16 protein-coding genes are annotated in these 12,684 nt (G+C 67.3%); 8 read left to right on the top strand and 8 right to left on the bottom strand.

Going from position 1 to position 12,684, the window contains the following annotated elements:
* Window positions 1-197: 197 nt before the first annotated feature.
* The 3 genes from ABMY26_RS34230 to ABMY26_RS34220 all read right to left on the bottom strand — a co-directional run bounded on the left by ABMY26_RS34230 (window position 198) and on the right by ABMY26_RS34220 (window position 1,675).
* On the bottom strand, window positions 198-1,019 hold the full coding sequence (locus ABMY26_RS34230) for an ABC transporter substrate-binding protein (protein WP_372399902.1): 822 nt from the start codon (window positions 1,017-1,019) through the stop codon (window positions 198-200).
* A 233-nt stretch (window positions 1,020-1,252) separates the two neighbouring features.
* The gene (locus tag ABMY26_RS34225) at window positions 1,253-1,375 is read right to left on the bottom strand and encodes a hypothetical protein (protein WP_372399901.1); all 123 of its coding nucleotides are present in this window, start codon (window positions 1,373-1,375) and stop codon (window positions 1,253-1,255) included.
* Between the two features lie 120 nt (window positions 1,376-1,495).
* Complete coding sequence (locus ABMY26_RS34220) at window positions 1,496-1,675, bottom strand: DUF3553 domain-containing protein (protein WP_045583528.1); 180 nt, start codon at window positions 1,673-1,675, stop codon at window positions 1,496-1,498.
* A 125-nt stretch (window positions 1,676-1,800) separates the two neighbouring features.
* Between ABMY26_RS34220 and ABMY26_RS34215 the strand changes: the two genes are divergently transcribed.
* Window positions 1,801-2,493 (top strand): histidine phosphotransferase family protein, encoded by a 693-nt coding sequence (locus ABMY26_RS34215; protein ID WP_372399900.1) that lies wholly within the window; start codon window positions 1,801-1,803, stop codon window positions 2,491-2,493.
* 21 nt (window positions 2,494-2,514) lie between these two features.
* Here the strand turns inward: ABMY26_RS34215 and ABMY26_RS34210 are convergent, their stop codons facing one another.
* Window positions 2,515-2,688 (bottom strand): hypothetical protein, encoded by a 174-nt coding sequence (locus ABMY26_RS34210; RefSeq protein ID WP_167543404.1) that lies wholly within the window; start codon window positions 2,686-2,688, stop codon window positions 2,515-2,517.
* A gap of 203 nt (window positions 2,689-2,891) precedes the next feature.
* Here ABMY26_RS34210 and ABMY26_RS34205 point away from each other — a divergent pair, with 203 nt between their 5' ends.
* The 5 genes from ABMY26_RS34205 to ABMY26_RS34185 all read left to right on the top strand — a co-directional run bounded on the left by ABMY26_RS34205 (window position 2,892) and on the right by ABMY26_RS34185 (window position 8,746).
* The gene (locus tag ABMY26_RS34205) at window positions 2,892-5,702 is read left to right on the top strand and encodes a chemotaxis protein CheW (RefSeq protein ID WP_372399899.1); all 2,811 of its coding nucleotides are present in this window, start codon (window positions 2,892-2,894) and stop codon (window positions 5,700-5,702) included.
* Entirely contained in the window at window positions 5,699-6,199 is a 501-nt protein-coding gene (locus ABMY26_RS34200) for a chemotaxis protein CheW (RefSeq protein WP_045583531.1), read from the top strand. Before ABMY26_RS34205 ends, ABMY26_RS34200 begins: the two co-directional genes overlap by 4 nt.
* A 76-nt stretch (window positions 6,200-6,275) precedes the next feature.
* Window positions 6,276-6,641: a PleD family two-component system response regulator gene (locus ABMY26_RS34195; protein WP_045583532.1), complete on the top strand. Its 366-nt coding sequence runs from the start codon at window positions 6,276-6,278 to the stop codon at window positions 6,639-6,641.
* Between the two features lie 105 nt (window positions 6,642-6,746).
* Window positions 6,747-7,910, top strand: a complete 1,164-nt coding sequence (locus ABMY26_RS34190) for a chemotaxis response regulator protein-glutamate methylesterase (RefSeq protein WP_372399898.1) — start codon at window positions 6,747-6,749, stop codon at window positions 7,908-7,910.
* On the top strand, window positions 7,907-8,746 hold the full coding sequence (locus tag ABMY26_RS34185; RefSeq protein ID WP_045583534.1) for a protein-glutamate O-methyltransferase CheR: 840 nt from the start codon (window positions 7,907-7,909) through the stop codon (window positions 8,744-8,746). Before ABMY26_RS34190 ends, ABMY26_RS34185 begins: the two co-directional genes overlap by 4 nt.
* 132 nt (window positions 8,747-8,878) lie before the next feature.
* Here the strand turns inward: ABMY26_RS34185 and ABMY26_RS34180 are convergent, their stop codons facing one another.
* The 4 genes from ABMY26_RS34180 to ctrA all read right to left on the bottom strand — a co-directional run bounded on the left by ABMY26_RS34180 (window position 8,879) and on the right by ctrA (window position 10,628).
* On the bottom strand, window positions 8,879-9,103 hold the full coding sequence (locus ABMY26_RS34180) for a hypothetical protein (RefSeq protein ID WP_045583535.1): 225 nt from the start codon (window positions 9,101-9,103) through the stop codon (window positions 8,879-8,881).
* 35 nt (window positions 9,104-9,138) lie between these two features.
* Complete coding sequence (locus ABMY26_RS34175) at window positions 9,139-9,330, bottom strand: hypothetical protein (protein WP_045583536.1); 192 nt, start codon at window positions 9,328-9,330, stop codon at window positions 9,139-9,141.
* 129 nt (window positions 9,331-9,459) lie between these two features.
* Window positions 9,460-9,669, bottom strand: coding sequence for a cold-shock protein (locus ABMY26_RS34170; RefSeq protein WP_045583537.1), 210 nt, complete (start codon window positions 9,667-9,669; stop codon window positions 9,460-9,462).
* 221 nt (window positions 9,670-9,890) lie between these two features.
* The gene (ctrA, locus tag ABMY26_RS34165; RefSeq protein ID WP_372399897.1) at window positions 9,891-10,628 is read right to left on the bottom strand and encodes a response regulator transcription factor CtrA; all 738 of its coding nucleotides are present in this window, start codon (window positions 10,626-10,628) and stop codon (window positions 9,891-9,893) included.
* Window positions 10,629-10,879: 251 nt separating this feature from the next.
* Here ctrA and fliI point away from each other — a divergent pair, with 251 nt between their 5' ends.
* Entirely contained in the window at window positions 10,880-12,217 is a 1,338-nt protein-coding gene (fliI, locus tag ABMY26_RS34160) for a flagellar protein export ATPase FliI (RefSeq protein ID WP_372399896.1), read from the top strand.
* Window positions 12,214-12,648 (top strand): flagellar export protein FliJ, encoded by a 435-nt coding sequence (locus ABMY26_RS34155; protein ID WP_372399895.1) that lies wholly within the window; start codon window positions 12,214-12,216, stop codon window positions 12,646-12,648. The genes fliI and ABMY26_RS34155 overlap by 4 nt, the downstream gene beginning before the upstream one ends.
* Window positions 12,649-12,684 lie beyond the last annotated feature (36 nt).

Genomic DNA, 12,684 nt, shown 5'->3' with positions numbered 1-12,684 from the left:
GACCAGTAGCGGGCAGGTTCCGGAACCGCTCACGGAAATCTCCGCCGTTCCGACCGTCGAACGGGCTAGACCTGGGTTTGCCGAGTGTTGACCGCAGGGCTATGAAAGCGTTCGACTGCATGAAATTTTTGAGCCGCAAGAATTTCGCTCGAGCCGTTGATTCGTCAGCATGACGTGCGTCAAACCAAGGGAGGTTTTCAGCAGAAAGCGACAGCCCCTGCCGGGTTGGGGGCACTGCGCAGGATCGCCACGCTGGCAGGCAGGAACACGCTGTCGGCCGGATAGGCGAAGCGCAGGCCGCCCGGTGCCGCCCCTTGCCCGGCCCCATGACCCAGGAAGTCGATGGCCAGCCCGATGCCGAAGCGGCCCTTGGCGACCCCCTCCACCACGCCATAGCTGCGCGCCGTCACCGTGGCGAGGTTGCCGGCGATTTCCAGCCATGTCGCCCAGCCACGCCCCCAGCCATGGAGCTTCAGCACCGTCTCCACCATCAGATGCATGGTGCCGGACCGCGACGGCGCCGTGATGCCCAGATGGCGGGCATAGACGGGCCGGCGCAGATCCTCCCAGCCGCGCGGGGCGGCCAGCCCGTGGCGGTCGAGATAGGGCTGATCCCAGACCAGCCCGTAGCCGGACAGCGCGAAGCCGAGATGGGTGCCGTCCGGATCGTCGACCGGCTGGTTGCCGACGGTCGCCGGAGCGCCGGTCGGCCGGGATGCGACGGGCGCCAGCAGCCCTGCCGCCTTCAGCACCTCGAAGACATCCGGGGCGGACGCCCAGAAGAGGTTGACCTCCTCCCCCGCACGGTCCTGCAGCTGGGTGATGGCCGCGGTGGTCTTGGTGTTGACGACGCGGAGGCGCCGGCCGGGATGCGCCTGCTCGAACGCCTCCCGCACCAGCTCAAAGAAGCTGGCCGGAAAGGAGGTGGGACGGTGACGGCCGCGGGCGTTTCCTGGTCGGCGGCCGCCGGCGCGGACGGCAGCAGCACCGCCGCAACGGCCATCGCCGCAAGCAGCCATCCGCCGCTTCGCCGGATGCCCGGGCCCAAGCGGCTCAAGCCCGCAACAACGCCCCGCCCCGCCCGTCCAGTCGCCCGCCCCGTTGCCCGCCCCGTTGCCCGCCCCGTTGCCCGCCCATGCCATCCCGCCGACAGCGATTCCCGAGCGGACAAACTCCCCACACTTGGCGCCGCTGTCCAGAGACTATGGACGGACGGATGACGAAGCCCGCTTCGAACCTGCGGACTCCCTGCTCAGAGACGCACGGCGGGGCTGGAGAACCGCTCGGCGGTCGAATGGCGGACGGCGTTCAGCGCCACGGCCGTGCCGAGCGCGATCACCGCCGCGGCGGCGAAACCCAGAATCATCGCCTTCATCCTGTCCCTCCCGAACCTTATCCGACCGAAGTGCCGGTCGTAATCCCAGTCGATGGCCCATAAGAGCAAAGCGGCGGCGCCGGCGCAATCCGCGCTTTCCCGCAGCCGGAATGCCACGGGTCAGATCGCGTCCGGGTCGACCACCGTCAGGGAGATGACGTCGGAATCGATCAGCACCTTGCCCGCATGCTCGAAATTCACGGTGATGCGGTTGCGGATCGCCGACTGCACCTGACCCAGGCCCCAGTCGGGCCGGGTCGGATGGCGCACCCAGGCGCCCGGCACCAGCGAATCGTCCATGCGGCAGCCCCATCCGTCACGCCGTTGTACATAGGAAACGCGACCGCCTGTGCGGCGGCGCCCGGACAGTATAGAATCGCCGGCACCGCGCCGTCGCCGTTCCTTTTTCCCCCGGAGACCGTCTCGTGACCGATAAGCCCGCCCATCCCGTCAGCGTCGACATCCGCGTCCTGGAACTGCTGGCGTCCAAGCTCTGCCACGATCTGGTCAGCCCGGTCGGCGCCATCCGCAACGGCCTGGAGCTGATCGAGGAGATGCAGGAGGACGAGGACGGTGATGGCGGCGCCGCGGCCATCGGCGGTTTCCTGGGCGAGGCGGTCAAGCTGATCGACCATTCCTCCGGCCAGGCCGACCGCCGGCTGCGGGTGTTCCGGCTGGCCTACGGACTTGGCGGACGCGACCAGAAGGGGTTCGGCGACGCCCGCGCCGCCGCCGCCGGCTATGTCGAGGGCAGCCGCACCCGGCTCGACTGGCCGGAGCGCGTGCCGCACGACATGACCGCCCAGCGCCGCGGCGTGGTGAAGCTGCTGCTGAACCTGATCCTGCTGGCCGACGAGGCGCTGACCCATGGCGGCCTCGTCTCCGTCGCCGCCGAGGGCGGGGAGGATCGGGGCCGCGTGACGGTGACCGCCGCCGGCCGCCCCGGCACGCTGAACCCGGAGGCCGCGGCGGCGCTGGCCGGCACGGCAGGGCCCGAGGCGCTCGGCCCCCGCACCATCCACGCCTATCTCACCGGCCGGCTGGCCGAAAGCGACGGCTTCCGCATCGCCGTCGCCACCGAGAGCAGCGAACGGCTGGTCCTCACCGCGGAATGGTGAGCCGCCCTTGCGGCTGCTTCCCTACAGCTGCTTGTAGATCCGCGTCTCCACCACGACCTGCTCCACCCCGCCGGTGGTCTGGTGGGCGGTCGTGCGCAGGGTCACCGCCAGATTCCGCCTTGCGGCCTCCGCCAGCACCGTGTTGAGGCGCTCCACCGCGTCGCGCACGGTCCGGGCGAGTTCGTCGTCGGTCATCGGTCCTCCTGTGACAATGGGTCTTTCCACCTTCCGGCGGCCTGTCCGCGCATTATCCCTATCGGAAGAGGTAAGGTTCTCTTAATCAGTGTTTGACAGGCTCCCGCTCTACCTGGACTGGAGCGCAACCGGCGGCCTTCGAAGCCGCCCGTTCGAGCCGCAGGCCGGTGCGGACCATAAACATTGGGCCTGGGGAATGCGACATGGATGATCTGCTGTCCGAATTTCTGACGGAGACCAACGAAAACCTCTCGGTGCTCGACGTCGAGTTGGTGCGGTTGGAGCAGAATCCCAACAATCCGGAGCTGCTGTCGAACATCTTCCGGCTCGTCCACACCATCAAGGGAACCTGCGGCTTCCTCGGCCTGCCCCGCCTGGAAAAGGTGGCGCACGCGTCGGAGAACGTGCTGGGCAAGTTCCGCGACGGTGAGTTGACGATCAACCCGGAAGCGGTTTCGCTGATCCTGCAGGCTCTGGACACCATCAAGAGCCTGCTGGCGGTGCTGGAAGCGACCGAGGCGGAACCGCCGGGCGACGACCTGCCGCTGATCGAGCGGCTGAACCTGTGCGCCGAAGGCAAGCTGGGCGCCCCCGCTCCGGCCGCCGCGGCCCCGCCGCCGCCGCCGCCGACCGCCCCCGCGGTCGCCGCCGCGTCGGACTCCCGTCCGGTGACCCTGGACGAGCTGGAAGCGCTGTGGAACTCCACGCCCGGCCCGAACGACGCCCCGGCCGCCCCGGCCGCGACTCCGGCGTCCGGCACGGCCGTCGCCACCCGCGCGCCCGAGCCGGCGGGCGAGCCGGCCCCGTCGCCCGCCCCGTCGCAGGATCTGGTCGTTCCCGACGCCGAACCGGCCGCCGCCAAGGTGCCGGCCCCGGTCGCCCCGATGGCAAGCGGCCAGGCCGGCGGCAATGCCGGCGGCGCCGATGCCGGGGCCGAGGCCGCGACCAAGGAATCGGCGGTCGCCGCCCAGACCATCCGCGTCAACGTCGACCTGCTCGAAAACCTGATGACCATGGTCTCGGAGCTGGTGCTGACCCGCAACCAGCTGCTGCAGATCCTGCGGTCGCAGAAGGAAAGCGAATTCGCGGCGCCGCTGCAGCGCCTGAACCATGTGACGTCGGAGCTGCAGGAAGGCGTCATGAAGACGCGCATGCAGCCGATCGGCAACGCCTGGGCCAAGCTGCCGCGCCTGGTGCGCGATCTGGCGCACGAGCTGAACAAGAAGATCGACCTCCAGATGCTCGGCGCCGATACCGAGCTGGACCGCCAGGTTCTGGAGCTGATCAAGGACCCGCTGACCCACATGGTGCGCAACAGCGCCGACCATGGGTTGGAAATCCCGGCCGAACGCCTGAAGGCGGGCAAGTCGGAGACGGGCCGCGTCACCCTGAACGCCTATCACGAAGGCGGTCACATCATCATCGAGATCCAGGACGACGGCAAAGGCCTGGCGATCGACCGGATCAAGCAGAAGGCGATCCAGAACGGGATGGCGTCGGAGATCGAGCTGGCCTCGATGACCGACCAGCAGATCATCCAGTTCATCATGAAGCCGGGCTTCTCGACCGCCGCCAAGGTCACCAACGTGTCGGGCCGCGGCGTCGGCATGGACGTGGTGAAGACCAACATCGAGAAGATCGGCGGCACGATCGAGATCAAGTCGGTCCAGGGCAAGGGCTCGACCTTCGTCATCAAGATCCCGCTGACGCTGGCCATCGTCTCCGCCCTGATCGTCGAATGCGCCGGCGAACGCTTCGCCATCCCGCAGATCAGCGTGGTCGAGCTGGTGCGCGCCGCCGCCGACAGCGAGCACACCATCGAGCGGCTGAAGGGCACCCCGGTGCTCCGCCTGCGCAACCGCCTGCTGCCGCTGGTGTCGCTGCAGGAGCTGCTGCGGCTGGACGACAGCGAAACCAGCAAGAAGACCGAGGACGAGACCTTCATCGTCGTCACCCAGGTCGGCACCTACACCTTCGGCATCATGGTCGACCGCGTGTTCGACACCGAGGAAATCGTGGTGAAGCCGGTGGCGCCGATCCTGCGCCACATCGAGATGTTCTCGGGCAACACCATCCTGGGCGACGGCTCGGTCATCATGATCCTCGACCCCAACGGCATCGCGTCGGCCACCGGCGAGATGGCGATGGGCGAGGCCGCCGGCAAGGAGGCCACCGCGGTCCAGACCCAGCGCCAGGAGGACAAGATGGCGCTGCTGCTGTTCCGCGCCGGCGAGGGGGCGCCCAAGGCGGTCCCGCTGTCGCTGGTCGCCCGCCTGGAGGACGTCGATCTGGCGACGGTCGAGCTGTCCAACGGCCTGCCGGTGGTCCAGTACCGCGGCAAGCTGATGCCGCTGGTCCCCATCGACCCGAACTTCATGCTGGGCCGCGAAGGCCGCCAGCCGGTGCTGGTGTTCGCCGACGGCGACCGCTCGATGGGCCTGATCGTCGACGAGATCGTCGACATCGTTGAAGAGAAGCTGAACGTCCAGCTGGCGGCGGAGCGTCCGGGCCTGATGGGTTCGGCCATCATCGCCGGCAAGGCGACCGAGGTCATCGACGCCGGCTTCTTCCTGACCCAGGCCTACAAGGACTGGTTCGGCTCCTCCACCCAGGACGGGTTCGAGGAGGAGAAGCTGCAGCGCGTGCTGCTGGTCGACGACAGCCCCTTCTTCCGCAACCTCCTGACGCCGCTGCTGTCGGTCGCCGGCTACGACGTGACGGCGGTGGAGAATGCCGGCGACGCGCTGGCGCTCTGCGAGGCGGGCGAGGACTTCGACGTCATCGTCTCCGACATCGAGATGCCGGGCATGAGCGGCTTCGACTTCGCCGAGGCGGTGCGCCACGGCAGCCGCTGGCAGCGCGTGCCGATGGTGGCGCTGTCCAGCCACGCCAGCGCCCGCGACCTCGACCGCGGCCGCATCGCCGGCTTCAACGACTATGTCGCCAAGTTCGACCGTGACGCGCTGCTCTTCGCGCTGCAGCAGACGCTGACCGAACAGAAAGGTGCCGCATGAGCAACGCCAAGCTGCCGTCCACCGTCCGCAAGTCGAAGGGCGACGACCTCGCCGTCTCCGGCAACCAGGACTTTGTGACCATGACGATCGCCGACCAGATGTTCGGCATCCCGGTCCTTCAGGTGCAGGACGTGCTGGGCCATCAGCGGATCACCCGCATCCCGCTGGCCCCGCCCGAGGTCGCCGGATCGCTGAACCTGCGCGGCCGCATCGTCACCGCCATCGACGTCCGCCTGCGGCTCGGCCTGACCGGTCGGCCCAAGGACAAGCCGGGCATGTCGATCGTCGTCGACCTGCGCGGCGAGCTGTACAGCCTGATGGTCGATTCCGTCGGCGAGGTGCTGAGCCTCACCAAGGAGGACTTCGAGCGGAACCCGGCGACGCTGGATCCGCGCTGGCGCGAGGTTTCCACCGGAATTTACCGGCTGAACGGCCAGTTGATGGTTGTGCTGGACGTGCCACGTCTGCTCAACTTCACGACCATCGAGACGGCCTGACGGCTCGTGGCGCCTTCGGGCGCCCCGTGCCCCGGCCGGCTTTGCCGACGAATTGATGACCTGAGGCCCTGCCGCAATGAAATCCTGTCTGGTGGTCGACGACAGCCGCGTGGTCCGCAAGGTCGCGCGCAAGATCCTGGAAGAGCTGAACTTCGCCTGCAGCGAGGCGGAGGACGGCAAACAGGCGATGGAGGCCTGCGCGGCGCAGATGCCCGACGCGATCCTGCTGGACTGGAACATGCCGGTGATGACGGGGATCGAGTTCCTGCGCCGGCTGCGGAAGATGAGCGGGGGCGAACAGCCCAAGGTCGTCTTCTGCACGACCGAGAACGACCTCGCCCATATTCAGGAAGCGCTGTCCGCCGGGGCGAACGAATACATCATGAAGCCCTTCGACAGCGACATCATCCAGACCAAGTTCGCGCAGGTCGGCCTGCTGTGACGATGGTACGGCCGCAAGGCCGGGGACCGGCCCGGGTAACGCAGCCCGGCCGGGACGATGGAGAAACAGCGTTGAACCTGTCGCGTTGAAAGGCAAACAGCCGTTATGTCGGACAGTCTTGGCAGAGGCCCCCTCACCCCCGCACGGCCGGCCAATCCGGATCCCGTCCGGGTCATGGTGGTGGACGACTCCGCCGTCATCCGCGGCCTGCTGACCCGTGCGCTGGAAGGGGACCCGGACATCCGCGTCGTCACCTCCGTCGGCGACGGCCAGATGGCGGTCAATTCGCTGCAGCGCAACTCGATCGACGTCATCGTGCTGGACATCGAGATGCCGGTGATGGACGGGCTGACCGCCATCCCGAAGCTGCTGGCGGTGGCGCCACAGGTGAAGATCATCATGGCGTCGACCCTGACGCTGCGCGGGGCCGATGTCTCCATCCGCTGCCTGTCCGCCGGGGCCGCCGACTATATCCCCAAGCCGACCTCGACCCGCGAGATCGGCGGGGCGGAGGATTTCAAGCGCGAGCTGGTCGCAAAGGTCAAGGCGCTGGGCGCCGCGGCCAAGCGCGCCGGGTCGCGCTCGCGCGGCGAGATCCGCCCGCTGACCCCGGCCCTCCCGCTTGGGCTGAAGCGCGAGGTCGGGCCGATCGTCACCCGTCCGGCCCCGGCCGGCGCCCTGGCGGCAAAGCCCGACGTGATTGCCATCGGCAGTTCCACCGGCGGCCCGCAGGCGCTGTTCGAGGTGCTGTCGCACCTGAAGGCCGGCGTCAGCCAGCCGATCCTGATCACGCAGCACATGCCGGCGACCTTCACCACCATCCTGGCCGAGCACATCTCCCGCCAATGCGGGATCGATGCCCGCGAGGCCAAGGACGGCGAGCCGATCGTCCAGAACCGCTGCTACATCGCGCCCGGCGACTTCCATATGCTGGTGGTGCAGCGTGGCGGGGCGAACGTCATCGCCCTCAGCAAGGATCCTCCGGAGAATTTCTGCCGCCCGGCGGTCGATCCGATGATGCGCTCCATCCTCAAGGCGTTCGGCGGCCGCAAGATCCTGGCCTGCATCCTGACCGGCATGGGCCAGGACGGGCTGAAAGGTTGTACCGACGTGGTGAATGGCGGCGGCACGCTGATCGCCCAGGACGAGGCGTCCAGCGTCGTCTGGGGCATGCCGGGCGCGGTGGCCCAGGCCGGCATCTGCAATGCCATTCTGCCGCTCAAGGAAATCGGTCCCCACATCCGCAAGCTAGCGTCGAGGGCAGCATGAGAGTCGAAGATTTCGACATGTTCTCCACGCTGCTCAAGCAGCGTTCCGGCCTGGTCCTGACCCGGGACAAGGCGTACCTGCTCGAATCCCGGCTGATGCCGGTGGCGCGCAAGTGGAACATGAAAGGGCTGGAAGAGCTGGCGACCACCGTCCGCACCCGCAAGGACGAGGCGCTGCTGCGCGATATCACGGAGGCGATGACGACCAACGAGTCGTCCTTCTTCCGCGACCAGAAGCCCTTCGACCAGTTCAAGCAGCTGGTCCTGCCGCGCCTGATGGAAGCGCGGGCGGCAAAGCGCTCGCTCCGCATCTGGTCGGCCGCCTGCTCGTCCGGGCAGGAGGCCTATTCGCTGTCGATGATCCTGAACGACGAGGCGGCGAAACTGGCCGGCTGGCGCATCGAGATCGTCGGCACCGACATCTCGGCGGAAATGGTGGAGCGGGCGAAGTCCGGCATCTACACCCAGTTCGAGGTGCAGCGCGGCCTGCCGATCACCCATCTGGTGAAGCATTTCAAGCAGAACGGCGACAAGTGGCAGATCAGCCAGCAGCTGCGCCAGATGGCGTCGTTCCGCGAATGGAACCTGCTGGGCGACCTGTCGGCGCTGGGACAGTTCGACATCGTCTTCTGCCGCAACGTGCTGATCTATTTCGACCAGCCGACCAAGGCCAAGGTGCTGGAGTCCATCTCCCGCCAGATGCCGCAGGACGGCGTGCTCTATCTGGGCGGCGCCGAGACGGTGCTGGGCATCACCGACAAGTTCAAGCCGGTGGAGGGCCAGCGCGGCCTCTACAGCCTGGGCGGCTTCTCCGCCGCCGGCGCCAAGGTGGCGTGACGGGCTGGGCGGCCGGGCTGGACGACCGGGTGGGGCCGGAAACGGCACTTCCGGGTGGGGGTACAGGCCGGACATCGACGGGGGCGGTCCGGCCGCCCCCTTCGGACAGGAAAGAGCTTACGGAAAAGGCGCTTATGCCGACGGCGTGATCGACTTGATCGGTCCACGCGGGTTGCCGGACATCTCGGCGATCTTGCGGTCCTGCGCCTCGAGGAAGGTGCGGATCGAAGTCTCGCGGTCGAACTGGTCGATGTCCGATGTCGGAACCTTGCGGTTCGACGTGCGGGCACCATCCTGATAGAGGACGTCGAACAGCAGGAAGCCATTGTCGACGGGTTGTTTCTTTTGACGGGCCATGGCCTGTCCTCCGTTGGTTCGCGGTCAGCCCGCGATCATCCATTGTCGGTTTCTGTACTGGTGGGATGGGCGTCATCCTGCGCATCCACCGTCTCCGCATCGGTCTGATCATCGACACGGCGGGCGGCGACCCCTTCCTCGCGGCGCTGCAGTTTTTCCTGCTTCCGCTGTTCCTTGGCCCGGTTACGCTCGGCCCGCTGCTGATTGTAGTTCGGCTTGAAAGCCATGGCGGTTCTCCTTGGGGCAGGTTCCGGCAAAGCGCGGGCCCGTCGTCCAGGGCCCCGTCATTGAGCAACACGGAAAAAGGGCACCGGTTTCCCGATGCCCCTTTTCCCGCATTTCGGCGGATAGACGGCTCAGACCGCCTTCAGATTTTCCGCAGAGGTCTTGCCGCGCTTGGGATCGCGCTGCTCCTCATAGGAAATCTTCTGGCCATCGACCAGGCTGCGCAAGCCGGCGCGCTCGACAGCGGAGATGTGAACGAACACATCCGGGCCGCCGTTGTCCGGCTGAATGAAACCAAAGCCCTTGGTGCTGTTGAACCATTTGACGGTGCCGACGGGCATCTCTGTCTCCCATAACGCGAAGGGCGCCACACCACCGGTGTAGCGCATCAGACTGGATGTGGGATTCGCCGCCTCCGGGTGCGCACAAGGCGAAAGAGGAGGGCATTGCAAGGGGGCGTTGGGGGCCCCGCAGTCCGAAGCAGAATGACAAGCTCTACATGGGAACGCCCGGCCCCGCTTTCAAGGCGAAAGTGGCCGGGCGTCGAAGACGGTCGAAAAGATCAGCCGGCCGCCTGCTGCTGCAGGCGCGGCGGCGGCGGCGGAGCGCTCTCGACGATCTCCTCCTGCGGGTCGCGCAGGACATAGCCGCGGCCCCACACCGTCTCGATGTAGTTGTCGCCCTGGGTGGCCGCGGCCAGCTTCTTGCGCAGCTTGCAGACGAAGACGTCGATGATCTTCAGTTCCGGCTCGTCCATCCCGCCATAGAGATGGTTCAGGAACATCTCCTTGGTCAGCGTCGTGCCCTTGCGCAGGCTCAGCAACTCCAGGATGCCGTATTCCTTGCCGGTCAGGTGCAGCGGCGACTGGTCGACCTCCACCGTGCGGGTGTCGAGGTTGACGGTCAGGCGGCCGGTGCGGATGATGCTGTCGGAATGGCCCTTGGACCGGCGGACGATCGCCTGGATGCGGGCGATCAGCTCGCGCTTGTCGAACGGCTTGGTCAGGTAGTCGTCGGCGCCGAACCCCAGCCCCTTGATCTTGTTGTCCATCTCGGTCAGGCCGGACAGGATCAGGATCGGCGTGGTCACGCGCGCGGCGCGCAGGCGGCGAAGGACCTCGTATCCGTCGATGTCGGGCAACATCAGGTCGAGAATGATGATGTCGTAATCGTAGAGCTTGCCGATCTCGAGCCCGTCCTCACCAAGGTCGGTAGAGTCGACGATGAATCCTTCCGTGTTCAGCATCAGCTCGATGCTTTTGGCGACGGAGGAATCGTCTTCAACCAGCAGAACCCTCATGGCGATATCCCGACGTTTGATGGCGCGCTTTCGCTACCCGACCCCGGAATGGCCCCCGATCTTTTGACCGATTTCAACCATCCCGTTTACACAAGTTAACAGACGATTCAGCTTAACGCCAGCGCCAAGCGCTTACACAACGTTAATCCTTCCATCGCAAAATGAGATCATGGTGGTTAACGGCGCCCCCGTCCACTGGACTACCACTCAATAGGAGCGCGTTCCGTCTTGGGAGCGCCGACATCCGATCCATGCCGTTCGATATCGATCAGCTGATCCGCGACATCGACCAGATTCCCGATCGCAGCCGCTACGGCCGCGTCACCGCCGTGTCCGGCCTGATGGTCGAGGTCGGCGGGATCGAGAAGGAGCTGTCGGTCGGCGGCCGCTGCATCGTGGAGACGCGCGACCGCCGCGCCGTCCCCTGCGAGGTCGTGGGATTCCGCCAGGGCCGGGCGCTCGCCATGCCCTTCGGCGCGCTGGACGGGGTCGGGCTGGGTTGCCGCGCCCTGGTGGCGGGCGACCAGCCCTCGATCTTCCCGACCGACGCCTGGCTGGGCCGCGTCGTCAACGCGCTGGGCGAGCCCGTGGACGGCAAGGGGCCGCTGGCCAAGGGTCCGCGCGGCACGCCGATCCGCAACACGCCGCCCAACGCCCACGCCCGCGCCCGGGTGGGGCAGAAGCTGGACCTCGGCATCCGCGCCATCAACGCCTTCCTGACCTGCTGCCTGGGCCAGCGCATGGGCATCTTCGCCGGCTCCGGCGTCGGCAAATCCTCGGTCATGTCGATGCTGGCCCGTTTTTCGGGCGCAGAGATCGCGGTGATCGGGCTGATCGGCGAGCGTGGTCGCGAGCTTCAGGAGTTCATCACCGAGGATTTGGGCGAACAGGGCCTCGCCCGCAGCATCGTCGTCTGCGCCACGTCCGACGAGGCGCCGCTGATGCGCCGGCAGGCCGCCTACCTGACGCTGGCGGTGGCCGAGCATTTCCGCGACGAGGGCCGCAACGTCCTGTGCATGATGGACAGCGTCACCCGCTTTGCCATGGCCCAGCGCGAGATCGGCCTGTCGGCCGGCGAACCGCCGACGACCAAGGGCTACCCGCCGACCGTCTTCGCCGAGCTGCCGCGCCTGCTGGAGCGCGCCGGGCCGGGGCTGGTCGGGTCGGGATCGATCACCGGGCTGTTCACCGTGCTGGTCGACGGCGACGACCACAACGAGCCCATCGCCGACGCGGTGCGCGGCATCCTGGACGGCCATATCGTGCTGGAGCGCCAGATCGGCGAGCGCGGGCGCTACCCGGCGATCAACATCCTGCGCAGCGTGTCGCGCACCATGCCCGGCTGCAATTCCGCCAACGAGAACGAACTGGTCGGCCATGCCCGCCGCCTGCTGTCGTCCTACGACAACATGGCGGAGATGATCCGGCTGGGCGCCTACCGCCGCGGCTCCGACCCGCAGGTCGACGAGGCGATCCATTACCAGCCGGCGCTGGAAGCCTTCCTGAAGCAGGGCAAGCGCGAGTCCACCGATCTGGAGACCAGCTACGCCATGCTGGCTGAAATCTTTGGGGTGCAGTGGCCGCAATGAGCCTGAAGACGATCATCCGCCTGCAGAAGCTGCAACTGGACGAGAAGCGTCGCGTCCTGGCGGAGCTCCACACGCTGGCCGACCGGCTGCGGGCGGAGATCGAAAGGGTCAAGCAGGAGATCGTGCACGAGCAGGAAACGGTGCGCGACGACTTCTCCGTCTCCTTCACCTATTCCAACTTCGCCCAGGCGGCGATGGAGCGCGGCCGCAAGCTGGGGGAATCGCTGGGTCAGGTGGAGATGCAGATCAACATCGCCACCGACGAGATGGCCGAAGCCTTCCAGGAGCTGAAACGCTTCGAGCTGGCGGAGGAGGAGCGGTTGAAGCGCGAGCGCGACAAGCAGAAGCGCAAGGAGGCCGCCATGCTGGACGAAACCGCCCTGGTCGGCTTCCGGCGGCGTCAGGCTGAAGAGGAAGCGGCCGGGAACTGAGGAGGCCCCAGGACGGCCTGCCCGGCCACCAGCCCG

Origin of the sequence: Azospirillum sp. HJ39 (genome assembly GCF_041507355.1) — a bacterium.
Classification (GTDB): Bacteria; Pseudomonadota; Alphaproteobacteria; order Azospirillales; family Azospirillaceae; genus Azospirillum; species Azospirillum thiophilum.
Note: the sequence above shows the minus strand (reverse complement) of the source record. Positions and strands in the feature narration are given on the sequence as shown.

What these genes read in the sequence shown, in the direction of transcription:
- ABMY26_RS34230 (WP_372399902.1), bottom strand. Translation starts at nt 1,019, where the DNA reads ATGGCTGCTTGCGGCGATGGCCGTTGCGGCGGTGCTGCTGCCGTCCGC.
- ABMY26_RS34175 (WP_045583536.1), bottom strand. Translation starts at nt 9,330, where the DNA reads ATGGCTTTCAAGCCGAACTACAATCAGCAGCGGGCCGAGCGTAACCGG.
- ABMY26_RS34220 (WP_045583528.1), bottom strand. Translation starts at nt 1,675, where the DNA reads ATGGACGATTCGCTGGTGCCGGGCGCCTGGGTGCGCCATCCGACCCGG.
- ABMY26_RS34185 (WP_045583534.1), top strand. Translation starts at nt 7,907, where the DNA reads ATGAGAGTCGAAGATTTCGACATGTTCTCCACGCTGCTCAAGCAGCGT.
- ABMY26_RS34200 (WP_045583531.1), top strand. Translation starts at nt 5,699, where the DNA reads ATGAGCAACGCCAAGCTGCCGTCCACCGTCCGCAAGTCGAAGGGCGAC.
- ABMY26_RS34210 (WP_167543404.1), bottom strand. Translation starts at nt 2,688, where the DNA reads ATGACCGACGACGAACTCGCCCGGACCGTGCGCGACGCGGTGGAGCGC.
- ABMY26_RS34225 (WP_372399901.1), bottom strand. Translation starts at nt 1,375, where the DNA reads ATGAAGGCGATGATTCTGGGTTTCGCCGCCGCGGCGGTGATCGCGCTC.
- ABMY26_RS34170 (WP_045583537.1), bottom strand. Translation starts at nt 9,669, where the DNA reads ATGCCCGTCGGCACCGTCAAATGGTTCAACAGCACCAAGGGCTTTGGT.
- ABMY26_RS34205 (WP_372399899.1), top strand. Translation starts at nt 2,892, where the DNA reads ATGGATGATCTGCTGTCCGAATTTCTGACGGAGACCAACGAAAACCTC.
- fliI (WP_372399896.1), top strand. Translation starts at nt 10,880, where the DNA reads ATGCCGTTCGATATCGATCAGCTGATCCGCGACATCGACCAGATTCCC.
- ABMY26_RS34190 (WP_372399898.1), top strand. Translation starts at nt 6,747, where the DNA reads ATGTCGGACAGTCTTGGCAGAGGCCCCCTCACCCCCGCACGGCCGGCC.
- ABMY26_RS34155 (WP_372399895.1), top strand. Translation starts at nt 12,214, where the DNA reads ATGAGCCTGAAGACGATCATCCGCCTGCAGAAGCTGCAACTGGACGAG.
- ABMY26_RS34180 (WP_045583535.1), bottom strand. Translation starts at nt 9,103, where the DNA reads ATGGCCCGTCAAAAGAAACAACCCGTCGACAATGGCTTCCTGCTGTTC.
- ctrA (WP_372399897.1), bottom strand. Translation starts at nt 10,628, where the DNA reads ATGAGGGTTCTGCTGGTTGAAGACGATTCCTCCGTCGCCAAAAGCATC.
- ABMY26_RS34195 (WP_045583532.1), top strand. Translation starts at nt 6,276, where the DNA reads ATGAAATCCTGTCTGGTGGTCGACGACAGCCGCGTGGTCCGCAAGGTC.